The organism is Methanobrevibacter cuticularis (genome assembly GCF_001639285.1).
Taxonomy (GTDB): Archaea; Methanobacteriota; Methanobacteria; order Methanobacteriales; family Methanobacteriaceae; genus Methanobaculum; species Methanobaculum cuticulare.
In genome coordinates this window covers 1-14,398 of the sequence record NZ_LWMW01000122.1, presented here as the reverse complement: position 1 = coordinate 14,398, position 14,398 = coordinate 1, and the positions used below count along the sequence as shown (strand labels likewise).

At 25.0% G+C, this 14,398-nt stretch carries 16 protein-coding genes; 6 read left to right on the top strand and 10 right to left on the bottom strand.

The window, feature by feature from the left end; all coding sequences use genetic code 11:
• The first annotated feature begins 420 nt into the window (after nucleotides 1–420).
• Nucleotides 421–1,008 (top strand): dTMP kinase, encoded by a 588-nt coding sequence (tmk, locus tag MBCUT_RS07895; RefSeq protein WP_067260142.1) that lies wholly within the window; start codon nucleotides 421–423, stop codon nucleotides 1,006–1,008.
• Nucleotides 1,009–1,278: 270 nt separating this feature from the next.
• On the opposite strand, the gene MBCUT_RS07890 is transcribed toward tmk, so the two are convergent.
• The 4 genes from MBCUT_RS07890 to MBCUT_RS07875 form a co-directional block, all read right to left on the bottom strand.
• On the bottom strand, nucleotides 1,279–1,467 hold the full coding sequence (locus MBCUT_RS07890; RefSeq protein WP_394327058.1) for a hypothetical protein: 189 nt from the start codon (nucleotides 1,465–1,467) through the stop codon (nucleotides 1,279–1,281).
• A 399-nt stretch (nucleotides 1,468–1,866) separates the two neighbouring features.
• Nucleotides 1,867–2,829, bottom strand: a complete 963-nt coding sequence (locus tag MBCUT_RS07885; RefSeq protein WP_067260140.1) for a tyrosine--tRNA ligase — start codon at nucleotides 2,827–2,829, stop codon at nucleotides 1,867–1,869.
• 711 nt (nucleotides 2,830–3,540) lie between these two features.
• Nucleotides 3,541–4,596 carry a 60S ribosomal export protein NMD3 gene (locus MBCUT_RS07880; RefSeq protein ID WP_067260139.1) on the bottom strand — a complete coding sequence of 352 codons (1,056 nt, stop codon included), beginning with the start codon at nucleotides 4,594–4,596 and terminating at the stop codon, nucleotides 3,541–3,543.
• A gap of 250 nt (nucleotides 4,597–4,846) precedes the next feature.
• Nucleotides 4,847–5,254, bottom strand: coding sequence for a translation initiation factor IF-2 subunit beta (locus MBCUT_RS07875; protein ID WP_067260138.1), 408 nt, complete (start codon nucleotides 5,252–5,254; stop codon nucleotides 4,847–4,849).
• 635 nt (nucleotides 5,255–5,889) lie between these two features.
• Between MBCUT_RS07875 and MBCUT_RS07870 the strand changes: the two genes are divergently transcribed.
• The gene (locus MBCUT_RS07870; RefSeq protein ID WP_067260137.1) at nucleotides 5,890–6,489 is read left to right on the top strand and encodes a HEAT repeat domain-containing protein; all 600 of its coding nucleotides are present in this window, start codon (nucleotides 5,890–5,892) and stop codon (nucleotides 6,487–6,489) included.
• A 33-nt stretch (nucleotides 6,490–6,522) separates the two neighbouring features.
• Here the strand turns inward: MBCUT_RS07870 and MBCUT_RS07865 are convergent, their stop codons facing one another.
• Together MBCUT_RS07865 and MBCUT_RS07860 are read right to left on the bottom strand one after the other, a co-directional pair.
• Nucleotides 6,523–6,879, bottom strand: coding sequence for a pyridoxamine 5'-phosphate oxidase family protein (locus MBCUT_RS07865; protein ID WP_067260136.1), 357 nt, complete (start codon nucleotides 6,877–6,879; stop codon nucleotides 6,523–6,525).
• Between the two features lie 129 nt (nucleotides 6,880–7,008).
• Nucleotides 7,009–7,848: a carbon-nitrogen hydrolase family protein gene (locus MBCUT_RS07860; protein ID WP_067260135.1), complete on the bottom strand. Its 840-nt coding sequence runs from the start codon at nucleotides 7,846–7,848 to the stop codon at nucleotides 7,009–7,011.
• A 352-nt stretch (nucleotides 7,849–8,200) separates the two neighbouring features.
• Here MBCUT_RS07860 and MBCUT_RS07855 point away from each other — a divergent pair, with 352 nt between their 5' ends.
• Complete coding sequence (locus MBCUT_RS07855; RefSeq protein ID WP_245634970.1) at nucleotides 8,201–8,758, top strand: hypothetical protein; 558 nt, start codon at nucleotides 8,201–8,203, stop codon at nucleotides 8,756–8,758.
• Here MBCUT_RS07855 and MBCUT_RS07850 read toward each other — a convergent pair.
• Both MBCUT_RS07850 and nucS read right to left on the bottom strand, forming a co-directional pair.
• The gene (locus MBCUT_RS07850; RefSeq protein ID WP_067260134.1) at nucleotides 8,755–9,324 is read right to left on the bottom strand and encodes a manganese efflux pump MntP; all 570 of its coding nucleotides are present in this window, start codon (nucleotides 9,322–9,324) and stop codon (nucleotides 8,755–8,757) included. The genes MBCUT_RS07855 and MBCUT_RS07850 overlap by 4 nt on opposite strands.
• 223 nt (nucleotides 9,325–9,547) lie before the next feature.
• Complete coding sequence (gene nucS / locus MBCUT_RS07845) at nucleotides 9,548–10,330, bottom strand: endonuclease NucS (protein WP_067260133.1); 783 nt, start codon at nucleotides 10,328–10,330, stop codon at nucleotides 9,548–9,550.
• Nucleotides 10,331–10,759: 429 nt separating this feature from the next.
• On the opposite strand from nucS, the gene MBCUT_RS07840 reads away from it, so the two are divergent.
• The 3 genes from MBCUT_RS07840 (at nucleotide 10,760) to MBCUT_RS07830 (ending at nucleotide 12,656) form a co-directional block, all read left to right on the top strand.
• Nucleotides 10,760–10,996, top strand: coding sequence for a ferredoxin (locus MBCUT_RS07840; protein ID WP_067260143.1), 237 nt, complete (start codon nucleotides 10,760–10,762; stop codon nucleotides 10,994–10,996).
• Nucleotides 10,997–11,073: 77 nt separating this feature from the next.
• Nucleotides 11,074–12,132, top strand: coding sequence for an alpha/beta fold hydrolase (locus MBCUT_RS07835; RefSeq protein WP_342667572.1), 1,059 nt, complete (start codon nucleotides 11,074–11,076; stop codon nucleotides 12,130–12,132).
• A 230-nt stretch (nucleotides 12,133–12,362) separates the two neighbouring features.
• Complete coding sequence (locus MBCUT_RS07830) at nucleotides 12,363–12,656, top strand: DUF5750 family protein (protein WP_067260131.1); 294 nt, start codon at nucleotides 12,363–12,365, stop codon at nucleotides 12,654–12,656.
• Nucleotides 12,657–12,824: 168 nt separating this feature from the next.
• Here MBCUT_RS07830 and MBCUT_RS10965 read toward each other — a convergent pair whose 3' ends face one another.
• Together MBCUT_RS10965 and nadA are read right to left on the bottom strand one after the other, a co-directional pair.
• Nucleotides 12,825–12,971 carry a hypothetical protein gene (locus tag MBCUT_RS10965; RefSeq protein ID WP_157082543.1) on the bottom strand — a complete coding sequence of 49 codons (147 nt, stop codon included), beginning with the start codon at nucleotides 12,969–12,971 and terminating at the stop codon, nucleotides 12,825–12,827.
• Between the two features lie 134 nt (nucleotides 12,972–13,105).
• Nucleotides 13,106–14,023 (bottom strand): quinolinate synthase NadA, encoded by a 918-nt coding sequence (gene nadA, locus MBCUT_RS07825; RefSeq protein ID WP_067260130.1) that lies wholly within the window; start codon nucleotides 14,021–14,023, stop codon nucleotides 13,106–13,108.
• Nucleotides 14,024–14,398 lie beyond the last annotated feature (375 nt).

Here is a 14,398-nt window from a genome sequence, read left to right as displayed (position 1 = left end):
AAAAGCAAGCAAATACATCAAATACACATTCAACAAAAAAACAAACACACTAAAAATAACCATAACCAACTTAGCATACAAAAAACTAGCAACCATCAAATTCAAAGCATACAGAAAAGCCTAAAAAGAATCTTTTTGGGAAGAATTAATTTATTCTTCTCTTCCATTTTCTCTTATTTTTTACATTTTCACTTCACACATTACTAATTTTTAAATATTTAGTATGAGCGTTATAAAAATCCTAAAACTTGAATTTATGACAATTTTTAAATAAAACAGTGTAAATAATCTTTATCCATTAGAGTTTGAATTATTTAGAATAATTTCATTGATTTTATAGAAAATCATGGAATCAATAATGCTTTTTTAATTCTTATAATAATGATAGAATTTATATATTTTAAAATTCTACTTATTGATATGTATATAGTTTTCGAAGGTATTGATGGAGCTGGAAAATCAACACAAATCAATTTGTTAAAACAATGGTTATTTGATTCTGGATTTGAAGTAGAAACCATAATCGAACCCACTGATTCTGATATAGGAAAATTAATTAGAAAAACCCTCCAAAATCCAGATGCTACATCTGAAAACATTCAAAAAACATTAGGATTGCTTTTTGCAGCTGACAGATTAGCCTTAATGGATAAAATAGTTAAAAATGAAGAAAAAAATAAGATAATTCTCAGTGATAGGTCTTTTTATTCAAGTCTAGCTTACCAACAGCCTTATGAATGGATAGCTGAAATAAATAAATTTGCTGAGTCTCCTGATCTAGTTTTTTTACTTGATTTAGACGTGGATTTAGCTATTACTCGATGTTCCTGTGAAGATGAATTTGAAAAAAAATCTTTTTTATCCCATGTTAGAAAAAATTATTTAGAATTAGCTGCAATACATGACTTTAATATTATTAATGCTAGCAATGGGGAAAACAAAGTTCAATCTGACATTAGAAAAGCTTTAGCTCATTCACTGGGAATTTGTGTTAGTGGAATTGATTAAATTCTTTTTTGGACTAAATTGATTCATAATAAAAAACTTGCAGTGTTAAAGTTTAGTATTGTAATAAGGGAGAATATTTTTTAAAAAGAAAATTGCAGTGTTAAAGTTTAGTATTGTAATAAGGGAGAATATTTTTTAAAAAGAAAATTGCAGTGTTAAAGTTTAGTATTGTAATAAGGGAGAATATTTCTAAAAAGAAAACTCAAATTTGATATAAATTAAAAGTATTCTAAGAATTCAGTGAATAATAGGAGTATAATTACACTCGAATTAATCTTCTCTTTTTGAAAGTTCATTTAATCTTTCATTTATTGATTTTACAATGAAATCTCTTGCATTTTCTAATTCATCAGCACTTCCAATTAGCACTGGCCCATAATCTGTATGTTTTAATTCAATTTCAAAGTCTTCTATTACTTTTGCAAGAACTTGTTCTCCAACTCCGTTGGGAAGTTTCATTTCATAATCCATTGTAATCACTTTTATTAGGCCTTATTTTTAAATATTTTATTTTTAATTATAACGATTTGAGATTTAAATTATTTTTTTTAATTAATTTTAATTTTAGTCTTTTATTTTTTTATTTTTAAATATTTTATTTCTAATTAAATAATTAGGATTTAAATTATTTTTTTTAATTAATTTTAATTCTTAATATAATTTTTATTATATTATTTTATGATTTGAGTTAATTTCACTTTAGTTTTTAATGGTATTCTTTTTTTATTTAGTAATTTATAATTATATTTTTTGTAATTAAAATTATTAAGATATAGAAATAAGATATATGAATATATTTTTATCAATGTCATGTCGAATGTTTCAAAATAATTTAGTATTGTTTACTTACAGGAAGCTTCAGTTATTTGATAAGTATTTTCTAATTGGTTCTAAATATTGTATCATATAATTAGCTACCGCGTTCTTCAAGTCAGCGGGGTGTAAATTACCAGCACTATACATATCTAACAATTCATTTTCTTCAAGTTCTAGGTTTCCTCCAAATTTCTCTGGTCTTTCAATTAATATTTTCTTTTGTTGGGTGAATATGAAATGAATAGCTATTTCAATAATAGGATTATCTTCAATCTCTCTGATAGGGCAGAAACTTTTATTTATCTTTTTAAGAATCTCTTTTTCTGTATCATCAATAGCTATGAAATTACCTTTACTACTAGACATCTTTTCATCACCATCAAGACCATGAAGTAGTGGAGTATGAATACAAACAGGGGGTTTTTGATCTATTTTAGGTAAGTTTTCCCTAGCTAACATCTGTATTTTTCTCTGTTCCATTCCACCTAAGGCTATATCGGTTTCTAAAAACATCATGTCTATGACTTGCATTAATGGATAAATAACATTAGCTACCCTCGGATTTTCACTCTCACGGCTTACTTTATCCATACTTCGTCTGGCCCTATCAATTGTAGTTAGAGTAGCTAATTTATATAGCTCATCTGTGTATTCGGAACTTGTTTGGAAACTTGAACCTAAAATAAAGTCAGTATCTTCAGTAAGTCCCAGAGCTTTAAAACATTTTTCATTGTACTTAGCTATTTTTTCAATCTCTTCAATTGTTCCTTTTCCATTTAAATAAGCATGGTAATCAGCAAGTAATATTTTTATTTTAAACCCTAAATCTTGTAATTCTTTGAGCTTCATAATAGTAATTGCATGGCCTAAATGAATTTTTCCAGAAGGCTCATAACCAGTATAAGCAATGGGATTCTCTTTATTTAATTTTTCTTTTAATTCTTCAGGAGTTACTATTTCTAATGTTCCTCTTGTTATTAGGTCTATTTTTGCTTCAACATCCATTTAATCACATTTATTTCTTTTAGAATTTCTTATTTTTAAATAAGAATAATACTAATTTGCAGTATTATTTTTATTTTGATTATACATAATAATTATCTTTACATTTATATTATAATATAGTATTTGTGGAAAAGTTCTTAAATTTTGAAGATAAATTATATTATTAATATCATTTATTTTTAATTATAACATCTTAAAATTGATTATTATTAAAAATATATTATTTAAATATCTTTATTAGTTTAATAAGTTGATTAAAGTTATTAACTTAAGATTATAATATTTTTTTTGATGATTTATTCATTAAGAACTTTATCAAATTGGTTATAATTTAGATTAACAATTTAAATATCTTTATTAGTTTAGTAAGTTGATTAAAGTTATTAAGTTAAGATTATAATATTTTTTTTGATGGTTTATTCATTAAGAACTTTATCAAATTGATTATAATTTAGATTATAATTAAGAACTTTATCAAATTGATTATAATTTAGATTATAATTAAGAACTTTATCAAATCGATTATAATTTAGATTATAATTAAGAACTTTATCAAATTGACTATAATTTAGATTATATAATTAGATTAATATATTTTATTAATTTTAAAATTAGATATTTTTTAAATTGATTCATTATAGTGGTTTAGATGATATTTTTAATATCATGTTGAAAACAGGGGACTAAATCAATGTTTTTAGATATGAATAGTCATTTAGAAAGTAAATATAATCTATTTTCAATTTTTACAACTTTAGCTTCATCTCCAATATTTAGGGATCTAAAGTCATCATTCATGGGTAAATCCACAGTATTGTAATCTACAGGGTCTAATATTTGGATGCTACTAGGAGACTTAGAAGTAATAACTGTTTTTTCAGCTGATGAGGAATCTTTTAGATATTCAATGGATTTGTAATCTTTCCAGTAAATAGAAAATTTTTCAGAGCTGTTTAAATCAATAGCTATTACTTTTTTTCCATCAATAGCTGTCACTACTCCTATTTTCTCTTTATTGTCGGTATATTTTATAAAGTCCCCTTTTTTAAATCTCGGAAGCCTAAAAGATATCCAAATTCTATAAATACCTTTCCCTGTTGATTTATCTTGACTTATTAGTCTTGGAGATTCTTTAATTATCCCTCCAAATTCTTCTCTAAGGACATTAACTAATTTTTTGGCGGATTTATAGGATCCAATATAATAATCATTCCCCTCTTTTAAACTAGCTATTTGAACTAAATAAGCCAGTTTGTCTTTATCAAATAATTTTTTCAGTGTTTTATTCACGATTTTGTTTGATTGTTTTAGCTCTTCTCTAGTCAATTCCCTTGAATCTGCTCTAAATTGGATTACTGCTTCATAATATCCTGAATTCTGCTTACTGCAGTTAGGACAAACAGTTTTTCTTAGTCTAACTTCAGCTTTAAATTCTTGTTGAATTATTTCTCCTAAAATGGTTGCTTTAGCATCAATATAACATTCAGCTATTGTTCCACGCATTTGGAGAATTTCAAGTTCTATTTCTTCATCTTCAACAAGAGGATCAATCTTAATACTTCTTTCCAAAGCACGGTATATGATTTCTTCTTCTGGAATATTAGACTCTTCCCATTTTCCTTCTCGGAGATTAGCATTACAGTGAGCACAAGTATTAACTTCGATTTTCTCAGGTATCTCAAGGATTGTAAATTTTTCCAAAAAACAATCTTTACAAATTCCTTCAATCATTGGAAGATCAGTGTTACCGCATTCAGGACAAAACATTTGAAACACATCTTTAAAATGAATCTATTAATAATAATTATAAATAAATATAAATAAAAAAATAATGAGATTAATAAAATAAGAAAGAAAAATTTAAAATATTCAATTTATATTCGGAACCATTTAATTATTCATTGGAAATAGTTTAATTAAAATTTGAAAATCTATCTAATATTAAAAGTTCAAAATCTAGATATATTAAAATTTGAAAATTTAGATAATATTAAAAGTTCAAAATCTAGATATATCCTTATAAAGTTTTTAATGGAGCTTTTGCACCACAAGCTTCACATTTAAGGATAAATATTCTATCTTCTCGAATAATTCGTGTATCTGGCCTATTACATTCATGACATATAACAAATTTTTCCACATATTCATTTATTCTTTCATTTATTAAGAAATGAGTGAATTTACCTTGCATTATAGCTCTTCCACCTTCTAAATTTCCAGCAGTACCTAATTCTCTAAGTAAAAATTTCAATAGGTGTTGAGGGTCTCTATTTAAAGCTTCAGCTATTTCTTTAAAATTTTGAATAAATGTTCTATTTCCTTGTATAACTGAATAAGCTTTAGGAACACTGAATCTTTTTGTCTCAAATACTTCAGGTGGTAATTGATCAATAGCTCTATTCAATAAATCTTCATATTTTTCCATATTGTTTACTCCATTAATGATGATATTTATAAAATTATGGGAATTTTGATAATAATTGCAGCATAAAAAATTTCTAGAAATTTCATTTTTTACTTATATATTTCTTAAGAAATTTTATTTATTAATTATTAATATTTATAATATATTATTTATTTTCTTCATTATTAATATATCTTTAATTATATTAAAATTAACTGTTTATTATTAATATATCTTTAATTATATTAAAATTAATTGTTCATTATTAATATATCTTTAATTATATTAAAATTAAGATATTAGAATGATTTCAATAAAAAATTGTATTAATGAAAATCTCTTTAAATCTATTTATTATTTTAAGAATTATATTAAAAATTACAATGTTTTTAGGATAATAAATTATAAACATAATTATATATTTAATTAATCCTTTATTAAATTAATTGTAAAAAATAAATTAATAATAAAAATTAATCATAAAATTAATATAAGTCTAATATTAATATCTTAAAATATATTTTAAAGGTATTATAAATCAAATTTATTAATAAATTGATATCTATATCTATTTCAAATTACTACACATGAAGATAGTCTAATTTATTCTAGTTTACTTTTATAAAAAGATTTTAAAACTATAATAAGGTGAAATTATGACAGATGAGAATATTGAGAAATTATCCATAGATGAAGCTATAGCTAAATTAACTGATGAAGATGTTGAACTTCGTAAAATTGCAGTTAATAGCTTGGATGGAGTCAATGATGAAATAGCTATCGATCCCTTAATCAAAGCATTGACTGATGAAAATTCTCCAGTGAGATACAAAGCAGCTGAAAATTTGGGAAAAATGGGCGAAATAGCTGTTGATCCATTGATTGAAAAATTAGCTAACAGTGAAGGAGAAGAAAAAAGGTTTGCTTGTTTTGCATTAAAAGGAACAGGTAGTGAAAAAGCTATTGATTACTTTGTTGAAGCACTTGATGATGATGATTGGGGTGTTAGAAAAGTAGCGGTTAGGTCATTAGGTGAATTAAAAGCGGTTAGGGCATTGGATAATATTGCTACTGTAATGGAAGAAGAAGATGATTGGGGAGTAAGACTTGCAGCTATTAGGTCTCTTGGTGATTTAGAAGTTGAAGAAGCTATTGACCCAATTAAAAAAGCAAGACGAAAAGAAAAGGACAAAGATTTCAAGAAAGCAGCTAATAAAGCTATTAAAAAGATAGAAAAAGCTATTAAAAAGAAATAAATTTTACTAATATTTTTTATTTTCTTTTTAGTCTTAATATTTCAAACCTTCAATTTTGTCTTCTTCTTTTAATATTTCAATTTCACCATTTCCACAGACACTTTCATATTCCATGGTGAATTTACAAGGAAATTTTCCAGAAATAAGATTATTAGAACAATTCATTTCAAATGCAACTTTATTATTGGAATCAATCAATTCTAATTTTTTACCATCATTTGCTCCATGAAAATAAAAATACAATTCATTATCTTCATAATTATGTCCAAAATTTAAGGGAATTATATAAGGATACTCTTTATCAAAAATAGCTAAGCTACATACATTACATTTTTCTATTATATCTAATATTTCATTAATATCTTTTATATGTCTGTTATTTTTTCTCATTGGCTTGATCCTTCAGAAATTGACATGATTCTTCAGAATTATCTAATTCATCTGATCTTTTTAAGCTTGCTGTTATTTTTATTTTATTTACTACTTACTAAGATAGTTAATAAGTTTGGTTAGTAATTTTTAATAGTATAAATCACTTCTTCTATTTTTTAAAACTGGAAGCTCTTCTCTTACACCAGCTATCTCTTCTAAATCAATTTCAGCAATTAGTAATTCTTCTTCATAACTAGCTTTATTTAGGACTTCTCCCCATGGATTACATACAATTGAGTGACCATAGGCATTATAACTAGTAAATTCATTTAGGGAAGGCGAAACACCTATTGTAAAAACTTGATTATCAAGAGCTCGAGATCTAAAAAGTAATTCCCAATGAGCAGGACCAGTAGTTAAATTAAAAGCTCCTGGAAATATCAATAAATCTGCACCTTTTAGTGCCATAATTCGTGATAATTCTGGAAAACGAATATCATAACAAATTCCTATCCCTATCTTTCCAAATTTTGTATCTATCACAGTAAACTCCTCTCCAGAGGTTAAGGTATCAGATTCTTTGAAATAAATTTTATCTTTGATATCTATATCAAATAAATGGACTTTTCTGTGGGAATCTAAGATTTCTCCGTCGTTGTTAAATAAAAAACTTGTATTATAAATTCTATCAGCTGTCAAATTTTTATGAATATTCTTTGATTCTTTTTCAGGGATAGAACCTGCTAAAATGTAAATATTTGACTCTTTAGCTATTTTAGCTATGTTATTCAGAGTTTCACTATTTTCTCGTTCTTCTGCATATTCGACGAATTTTTCATTTTCATATGGACAATTGAACATCTCAGGTAAGATAGCTATTTCAGCACCTTTTTCTTTTCCCCTTATTATCATTTCTTTTGCTTTTTTGAGGTTTTTTTTCTTATTATCCACAACTTCCATTTGACATAAAGCTATTTTTAGATTCATAATCTAATCCCTCTAAATCATTCCTAATAGAATATTATTCACTCCTAAAGAATGTTATCAATAGAAATATATTAAATTCAGTTTTTTAATTAATATAAATTTATTAATGATTATTGTTATATATTATATCAAGAATAATATTTAAAATTATAAGAATATTTTCTTAATTTTGATTATAATGTTATTTGACGTTGAAATTTTGATTTTAAGTATTGTATTTGGTATTGAAATTTTGATTTTAAGTATTCTATTTGATTAAAATTTTGGTTCTTGTACCATTTATTATTAAAATTATAATTTTGGGCATTTTATTTAAGTAAACTAGTATTTAATAAAACAGGAGAATGGTATAATGGATAAAAACAGCGAAAATTCCTCTAAAGATTCCTTTAAAGATTCATCTGCTAAATTATCTGATTCGGCTAATGAAAAAATTTCTTTCAGTGATATTAACTATGCAATATATAAAATTGGAAACTGGAAAAATAGCTATGAAATAAATTTAATAGGAGATTCCAATGAAATTCCTGTTACTGAAGCTACTAAAAATCATGTTCTTTTGAGTATGGAGGAAATTAGAAAATCTAGATTTGATATTGGGGATAAAAAAGTCAATGGACTTGTGGCTCTAGCTATTCAATTATGTGATAAATTTAAAGATTCTGATATCGATGAGTTAGTAGCTAAAGAAGAAAAAGAGTATGAAAATATCTTAAATGAGTTAAATGATTTAGAAGTTGAGAACCCAAATGATAGTATTGAGTTAGAAAATGATAAATTTCTAATTTATAAGCTTGAAAAAGAGGATCATGTGACAATAGCTAGACCAGCTAATAAATTCACTGAAAATCATCATATTGAAGAAATCAAGAAATTACAAGAAAAGCAACAGGATAATGTAGCTAATTAATAAAAACCTAGTCCTTGGAGTAAAATATTTAAACCTAACAGAATTAAAATAACGCCTCCGATTATTTCAAATTTGTTTCCAAATAAATGTCCAAGCTTTTTCCCAATGAATATTCCCGTTTCTGATAATAAAAAAGTTGTAATTCCAATTATAGTCACAGGAATTAAAATAGGGATATTTAAAAAAGAAAATGTGATTCCAACTGCAAAAGCATCAATACTTGTAGCTATTGCTAGTAGTGTTAATTCTTTATATGAAAATGAGCTTTTTGATGATTCTTCTTTTTCTTCTTCATCAATGGCACTGTCATATATCATTTTCAATCCAATTATTAGAAGTAAGATAAAAGCTATATACGGGGCAATAGATGAAACGATTTCTCTAATTTGTTCTCCAGCTATCCAACCTAATACTGGCATACCTACCTGGAAACCTCCAAAAAATAGTCCTATAACAATGATTTGGTATATTCTTATATTTTTAATTATAAATCCTTTTGTTAAAGAAACACTGAATGCATCCATAGCTAATGCAATAGCTATTAGAAAAATAGAATAAATATCCATAGATTAAAATTAAATATCATGTTATAAAAACCTTCTTAAAGCACAAAATTTTTTTATTATTCTATGTACTGCATAATTTAGATATGTTTTTTATTATTTCTATTAATAGACATATTTTTAATTATTTCTATTAATAAAATTTACCATAGTCCATAAAAACTATTTTATAGGAGTAGAATGGCAAGAATAAATGGGGAATTTGTTTATAAAGATATTAAATGCTTTAAAAGATATCTAAAGTCACTTTTTTATCATTTTTAAGCTCTTTTGGAGGATCAATAGATTTAAATTCAATATTTTCTTCCTCAAGGAGTTCACGAGCATCTTCGCCAATTGAGGGTGCAACTAAAAGGCCCCTAACTTTCTTTTTTTCATTACCTGTGTTCTCTAAGTTACTATTCTCTTCTTCCTTAAAATCAGTTAAATATCTTCTTATTTGTTTCACGGCATTTATTCCAGCTTTTCTACATTTTAATTCAAGAACCATCAGGTTTCCTTCTTTATCTTTTCCCAATATATCAATAAAACCATGTTCAGTACTGTATTCCCTATCTGTAGGTTTAAATCCTTCTTCAATCATATGGGGATGTTTCATAATCATATCACCCATGTCTTTTTCATAACCAGCTATCTCTAATTCTTGATAATCTTCTACTAAAACATAATTTACAAAATGAGTTTTTTTGATTTCTACTTCAAGCCTTTCTTTTGGTGAACGCCTATGGCTTTCTAAAAACAGAGTATTATCTTTTATAAAAGTTCTTGTCCGTGATTTAGGAGGTTGCCAGTTTACAGGGTCTACTTTTCTCTCTTGATGAATTAAAAAAGAACCATCTGGTTTTAAAAGTATCATTCTTTCACCAAAATCAAGCTGACTCAGGGCTCTTCCTTCATAAATAACTTTACAACAACAAAAGACATTTATCATGGCCTTTTTTCTTAGACCTTCCTCAATTAAGTCATACATTTCTTCAATATTAGGATTTTCTAATAATTTGTATTTCATTATAATCACAGAGTTTATTATGTTAGGAATGTATTCAACATAGTAAAATAATTATTTCTAACTAGTTTTTTAATAATTATTTTTTAAAATAATATAGTGTAATCATTATTTTCAGGATTAAAATGTTACTACTTATTTTCGTAATTCATATTTTTAATCAATATTTTATTTTTAATAATTATTTTTTAATAGGTATTTTCTTTATTAATTTTAATCAATATTTACTTAATATTTATCTTTTAATCAATATTCTTTCAATTAACTATTGATGTAGTCAAAATATTAATATAATATTATCTATATAAATATTTTTAGTATTATTTTTCATCAAATGAGGTTATCAATAATCAAATATTTAATTGAAATATCAATTATTTAAGATATAATTAATTGAAAATAGAATATTTTTATATCATTGGAGCTGATATTATGGTATTTAGAATTGAAATCGAAAGGGATCTATGTATAAATTGTGGTAATTGTGTTCTTGAATGTGGAAAATTTTTTGAAATAGTTGATAGCTATGCTCTTTTAATTGATGGAGAGATAAATGAGGATAATTTTTCAATTAAAGAATATGATGATATCTCTTGTGGTATCGATGCTGCAGAGATGTGTTCTGCTGAATGTATTCTGGTATTTGAAAATGATGAAGAGATTGTTTGACTATACCCTTTTTCTTAAAACTTTCACATTTTTTATTAAGACTTTCACATTCCAAAATTTAAGAAGGTTGTGATTTTATCAACAATAAAATTTCTAATGAAATTATTAATAATGGTATTAATAATGGTATTAATGAATGTTATAATGATTTAACTGAAGAAGATTTTTTAAATCCTCAATATCATGAACTTGAATCCTTCAAGTTTCAATCTGGAGAAGTATTAAATAATCTTAAAGTAGAATATATCACGATTGGGACTCCTATAAAAAATGAAAAAGGAGACATCGTCAACGGAGTTCTTTATTTTCATGGTTCTGGGGGAAGTTGCAGCTCTCTTAGGCGAATAATTGATATCATTGGTGTAAAAAAGCCATTAGACATTGAAAAATTTTTTATAATAGCTATTACTACATTAGGCTCTCCAAATTCTCCAAGTCCTTCTACTACTGGATTAGGGGCGGATTTTCCTCTTTATTCCATCGAAGACATGATTAGATTTCAAATGGAGTTTTTAAAATCTAAATTCAATATAATTCATTTAAAAGGACTAATTGGAAATTCAATGGGTGGGTTTCAAGCTATTGAATGGGCAGCTAAATTTCCAAATACCATAGATTTTCTTATCTCTCTTGTTAGCAGTTATAAAGTAGCAGGACATAACTATGCTCTTTCTAAATTAATGAATCACATAATTGAAAATGATCCTAATTATAACAATGGAAAGTATTTACAGCCCCTAACCAGTGCTACAAAATTGGCTAATGAATCAACCTATGTTTTTGGCCTTTCAAGAGAATTTTATCGAGATAAATTAACAAATGATGAAATTGATCTAGCTATGGAAGAACTAGCTGAAGAAGGAATGGAAGATGATGCAAATGATATATTGTATATGAATAATGCTGGTCTTAATTATGATATAGAAGATAAATTAGGAAATATAATAGCTAAAACTCTTATTGTAGCTATTAATCAAGATCAATATTTTCCTCCTGAATTAGATGCAATTCCAATGTCTAATATGATTAAAAATTCTAAACTACTTCTTTATGATTCTTTAATGGGTCATATAGGGACACGTGAAATAAATAAGGTTGAAAAGGAAATAGGTGAATTTTTAAAAGCTTTTAAATAATGAAAATTTATTAAATAAATTGTGTGAATATCATTTGATAAAATAAATTATTATTTAATCAATGAAATTATATTTAAGTAATAAAATTAATATTCAACTACAAATAATCATATATAAATCAAAATTAATTGAGAAATAACTTTATCAATAGCATTAAAGGTTGAGTATGATATAATCTTTGCAAATTAATACATAATTGATTTAAATATAGAAATGGAGAAAATAGTTTCATGAAAGTTAAAGTAGAAGATTATGGGCCTGCTGAGAATATGGGAGATAATAGAAAATTGAGTTATATAACTTACAAAGTTTCAGATATTGATTCTAATTCACTAAAGTTTTTAAATGAAAATTTAGAGGGAAAAACAGAAATAATAAATGATTCGTTGCATATAACCATACTATATGATAATGATATGTTTCCATTCCAATCTGAAGAAGCTAAACTAAAAATGAGTGATTTTAAAGCTCGTGAAGAAATAGAAATGACTATTTTTTTATCAAGCTTTTTAGAAGATATGTAGTTTGATTAATATCTTTTCTTTTTGATAATTTAGTTTTATATGGGAATTGAACTCTAGATATAATGGAAAATAAGGATTTGGCAAAAAAAATAACAATTATTTATAGAACGGCTAAAATAACAATTATTTATAGAACAGCTAAAATAAATTTCATATATAGCATATTACTTAAATTTTGCAACTGTTAGGTATGTATTCATTTATCCAATTTTTAAAAAAAGATTCATCATCAATGATTTCATGAAAAATATTCTTAAATAAGTTTTTAAGCTCTGTTGTATCTTTAAAGTTTTCTATGGAAATGACATTCTTCATTTTTCTCTAGACCTCTTCTATGGGCTTCAAATTAGGAGAATATGGGGGTAAAAATATTAAATTGATATTAAGAATTTCTGCAACCTTTTCTACTAATTTGTAGAGAAAAATGGTAGTAAAAAATATAAAAATATTTATTTAGAAACTTCAATCATTTTTTTTACTGCAGATAATGATTTTTTAGCTATTTCTTCATCTACAAAAATTCTATATTCTTCTGTTTCAAGTGAATTTTTTACCTTTTCAAGAGTATGTAATTTCATAGTTTTACAAATTGCATCATTGAGAAGAGGATAAGATTTCTTCTCAGGAATCTCTCTATTTATTCTAGTAATCAAATCGATTTCTGTTCCAATGATGAATTCTTTTGATTTTGAATTTTTTACCTGGTTTATCATTCCACCAGTACTTAAAACATAGTCTGCTAATTTCTGAACTTCCTCGTTACATTCTGGATGTACAATAATTTCTGCATCAGGGTGTTCTTCTTTCTTAAAAATAATATCTCCCTCATGGAACATCTTATGAACATAACAATGACCTCCTTCAGGAATTGGTATTATTTCTTTATCTGTTTGATTAGCTACAAATCTAGCTAAATTATTATCTGGACCAAAGAGAATTTTATCTTCTTTTAAGCTTTCAACAACTTTTAGAGCATTTGATGAAGTACATAAAATGTCTGCTTCTGCTTTTGCAGAAGCTAATGAATTAACATATAGCACAACAGCTGCATCAGGATGTCTTTTTTTCGCTTCTTTAATTTGCTCTGGTGTTAACATGTGCGCCATTGGACATTCTGCTTCTTTATCAGGAATTACAATTTTTTTCTTGGGATTTAAGATGAATGCTGTTTCTGCCATGAAATCTACACCACAAAAGACAACTAAATCTTTATCTGTAATTTCAGTAGCTTTAATACAAAGTTCTAATGAATCACCAAGAAAATCAGCTATTTCTTGAATTTCTTTAGGTTGATAATTATGAGCAAGAATTATTGCATTTTTTTCATCTTTTAACTTCAATATTTCTTTTTGTAAATCAGTTAACATTAATATTACCTAGTACCTAAATTTTTTATAATTTTTTATAATTTTTTAGAAATTTTATAAGTTTTTTTCTTAAGTATATATTTTTCTTTTTTATAATTTTTATAATTTTTTTTGTTAAGTATATATTTTTATAGAAATTTTATAATTCTTTATAATTCTTTATAATTTTAATAATTTTTAATATATAATTTAATCAATTTTTTTTTAATGGATTTTGATATTTTATAATTTTTAATAATTTTTAATATATAATTTAATCAATTTTTTTTTAATGGATTTTGATATTTTATAATTTTTATAATTTTTAATATATAATTTAATCAATCTTTTTTAATGGATTTTTATATTTTATAATTTTTCTAATTTTTATTTTAT

Bases quoted from the DNA above. Each gene is read 5' to 3' on its own strand.
- tmk (WP_067260142.1), top strand. From the start codon at position 421: ATGTATATAGTTTTCGAAGGTATTGATGGAGCTGGAAAATCAACACAA.
- MBCUT_RS07890 (WP_394327058.1), bottom strand. From the start codon at position 1,467: ATGAAACTTCCCAACGGAGTTGGAGAACAAGTTCTTGCAAAAGTAATA.
- MBCUT_RS07885 (WP_067260140.1), bottom strand. From the start codon at position 2,829: ATGGATGTTGAAGCAAAAATAGACCTAATAACAAGAGGAACATTAGAA.
- MBCUT_RS07880 (WP_067260139.1), bottom strand. From the start codon at position 4,596: ATGTTTTGTCCTGAATGCGGTAACACTGATCTTCCAATGATTGAAGGA.
- MBCUT_RS07875 (WP_067260138.1), bottom strand. From the start codon at position 5,254: ATGGAAAAATATGAAGATTTATTGAATAGAGCTATTGATCAATTACCA.
- MBCUT_RS07870 (WP_067260137.1), top strand. From the start codon at position 5,890: ATGACAGATGAGAATATTGAGAAATTATCCATAGATGAAGCTATAGCT.
- MBCUT_RS07865 (WP_067260136.1), bottom strand. From the start codon at position 6,879: ATGAGAAAAAATAACAGACATATAAAAGATATTAATGAAATATTAGAT.
- MBCUT_RS07860 (WP_067260135.1), bottom strand. From the start codon at position 7,848: ATGAATCTAAAAATAGCTTTATGTCAAATGGAAGTTGTGGATAATAAG.
- MBCUT_RS07855 (WP_245634970.1), top strand. From the start codon at position 8,201: ATGGATAAAAACAGCGAAAATTCCTCTAAAGATTCCTTTAAAGATTCA.
- MBCUT_RS07850 (WP_067260134.1), bottom strand. From the start codon at position 9,324: ATGGATATTTATTCTATTTTTCTAATAGCTATTGCATTAGCTATGGAT.
- nucS (WP_067260133.1), bottom strand. From the start codon at position 10,330: ATGAAATACAAATTATTAGAAAATCCTAATATTGAAGAAATGTATGAC.
- MBCUT_RS07840 (WP_067260143.1), top strand. From the start codon at position 10,760: ATGGTATTTAGAATTGAAATCGAAAGGGATCTATGTATAAATTGTGGT.
- MBCUT_RS07830 (WP_067260131.1), top strand. From the start codon at position 12,363: ATGAAAGTTAAAGTAGAAGATTATGGGCCTGCTGAGAATATGGGAGAT.
- MBCUT_RS10965 (WP_157082543.1), bottom strand. From the start codon at position 12,971: ATGAAGAATGTCATTTCCATAGAAAACTTTAAAGATACAACAGAGCTT.
- nadA (WP_067260130.1), bottom strand. From the start codon at position 14,023: ATGTTAACTGATTTACAAAAAGAAATATTGAAGTTAAAAGATGAAAAA.